The sequence below is a fragment of the Mycobacterium sp. genome, assembly GCF_039583785.1.
Classification (GTDB): domain Bacteria; phylum Actinomycetota; class Actinomycetes; order Mycobacteriales; family Mycobacteriaceae; genus Mycobacterium.
Genome location: NZ_JAVKSG010000189.1, coordinates 1 through 2,112, shown reverse-complemented (window position 1 = coordinate 2,112; position 2,112 = coordinate 1). Strand labels below are relative to the sequence as shown.

Here is a 2,112-nt window from a genome sequence, read left to right as displayed (position 1 = left end):
GCCCCGCCGCGCGCGCCGGCCGCCCCGCCGCCCGCTCCGGCCGCCCCGCCGCCCGCTCCTGTGCCGGTTGCTCCGGTACCGCCGCCGCCGCTTCCCTTCCCCGGGCCGCGACCGTTTGCTCCAGGGCCGCCACCCCCGATGCCGGGCCTTCCGGGCATCCCGGGCCTTCCGGGCATCCCGCTCGGGCCCGGCCCGGGTCTTCCGGGCCTTCCGGGCATCCCGGGTATCCCGGGCTTGTGAACGCGGCGGCCTGGATCGCTGGCGCTCGGCGCTTCCGACACTCCGGGCATTGATCGGTCACGCTGTCCAATCGGCATTTCGCCGATGGGCGAATTCGACTCGACTGATTATTGCGATGGCTTCGCGTTGATCGGCTGATTGCGACTCCGCGGCACCTCGGGTGACACGTCCCCCGGGGGCTCGGTGGCCAGGCTGGCGGCGGTGGTCAGGGATTTGGTCAGCACCGCGGTGCCGGTGGGTGCAGCAGAGACCGGGCCGCGCAACGCGGCGGCGTTGAGCACGCCGGGTTTGAGCCCGGCCGCCTTTCCGCCCGACGGCGGGGGCGGGCTAAACGGCTCGGCGGGCTTGGCGAAGCTGGTCACACCAGGCGGCGCGGCGGCCGGCGACATCGGCTGCACCGGCGGGCTGCCCGGCATCGCCGCACTCGGCGCCGAGGCAGTCAGCGCCGCAGCCGACGACGGCGGCAAAAACATGCCCATCGCCGGCGGTTGAGCCTGCGGCGATACCGGCGAAACCGGGGCACGGGACCCCACCGCGGCCAGCGGCGACATCCCCGAGGTGCTGGTACTGGTATCGGGCGCCGACAACGGCGCCTGCCCCACCAACGAACGGGACTTCGCGGCCCCCGAGGTAGCCGGCGAAATCGCCGCAGTCGCGGCCTGCTCGGTCGCACTCATCACCGTCGACGCCATCGTGATCCCGGCATTGCCAGCCATATCCGCGGCCGCCAGCGCCGGAGCCGCCACCGAACCCCCCGCCAGCGACGGCAACGCCGACAGGCTCGACAACGCCGCCCCCAACGCATCCAACCCGGCCCCATACCGCAGACCGGCCGACGCGTTATTGGGCCACATGAACCCGAAATACTCGGTGTCCAAATCAATCAGCCGCGGCGTCAACGCCCCCAACACCCACGGATTGATCGCGTTATCCACACCCCACTCACCACGATTGGCGTTAGCCTGGACATGGGTCACCAGCTGCGGCACCGTCGCGGTATGCAACTCCCCCGCCGCGTTCACCAACTGCGACTTCAACTCTGACAGCAACCCATACGTCGTCTGATCGGTGTTCAACATGGCCACCGACGCCGCCGCCGAGATCCGGCCCATACCCGACCAGTTCTCCCCGACGACCGCATCATTGACCGCAGAAGTCGCCACCGTCGCCTGGACGTGACCACCCAACACCGTCAGCGCCGCACCCGCGGCATGCATCGGCGCAGCCCACGCACCACCAGTCATCGTCAGATACGCACTGGCCGGATCGATCCCCGGCCACGGATGCACACCCATAACTAGATGCCGGCGGCCGCCGCGCGCAACGCCTCGGTCGCTACCGCATCCACCATCGCCAACGACTGCGCCCCCGCGTACAACCCCCGCTGCGTCGCGTGCTGCACACCCATCGCCACATGCTCCGCACCCACCGCAGCAACCAGCGCCGAAAACTTAGCCGAATCCGCATCCAACGCCATCGGCGGCGGCACCAACGCCCCCGCCACCCCCGACGCCGTCCCCGCCGACTCCGCCGCCAACCCGGCCTCTGCCGCCGCCGAAGCCCCCACCGCCGCCGGCTCCATGCCAAACACCACCAGAGACCTCCTCCGTACGACCAACGTTATGGAGCGTAACCGGGATCCGCGAACCACGCGTACACCAATATCGCGAAAGCAGCCGGCCGGTAAACCGTCACACCGCCGGCGGTCGCAGGATCCGCGCGAAGCCTGAACGACCCCCGCTGCTAGCCGATTGTCGACGCGCCCAGGCTTCTGATGGTCTGTGATTCGCCGTTTTGGAACGCGGTACCGTCCGGGCGCAGCAGATCGTGGAACCACACCTTGGGGACCGCCGAGTACGGGTGGTTCCAGGA

Annotated in this window: 3 protein-coding genes and 1 pseudogene; 1 reads left to right on the top strand and 3 read right to left on the bottom strand. The window is 70.0% G+C overall.

All coding sequences use genetic code 11. The annotated features are described in order from the left end of the window. Window positions 1-240, top strand: a 240-nt coding sequence (locus tag ABDV69_RS21245; RefSeq protein ID WP_343577794.1) for a hypothetical protein, incomplete at its 5' end; no start/stop codon positions are given. Between the two features lie 107 nt (window positions 241-347). Here the strand turns inward: ABDV69_RS21245 and ABDV69_RS21240 are convergent. From ABDV69_RS21240 to ABDV69_RS21230, 3 genes and pseudogenes are all read right to left on the bottom strand, one after another. After that, on the bottom strand, window positions 348-1,535 hold the full coding sequence (locus ABDV69_RS21240) for a hypothetical protein (RefSeq protein WP_343577792.1): 1,188 nt from the start codon (window positions 1,533-1,535) through the stop codon (window positions 348-350). Between the two features lie 2 nt (window positions 1,536-1,537). Continuing rightward, a complete protein-coding gene (locus ABDV69_RS21235; protein ID WP_343577790.1) occupies window positions 1,538-1,834 on the bottom strand; it encodes a PE family protein in 297 nt (98 codons plus the stop codon). 149 nt (window positions 1,835-1,983) lie between these two features. Continuing rightward, window positions 1,984-2,112: pseudogene (locus ABDV69_RS21230) on the bottom strand (1,4-beta-xylanase); the annotation flags it as partial.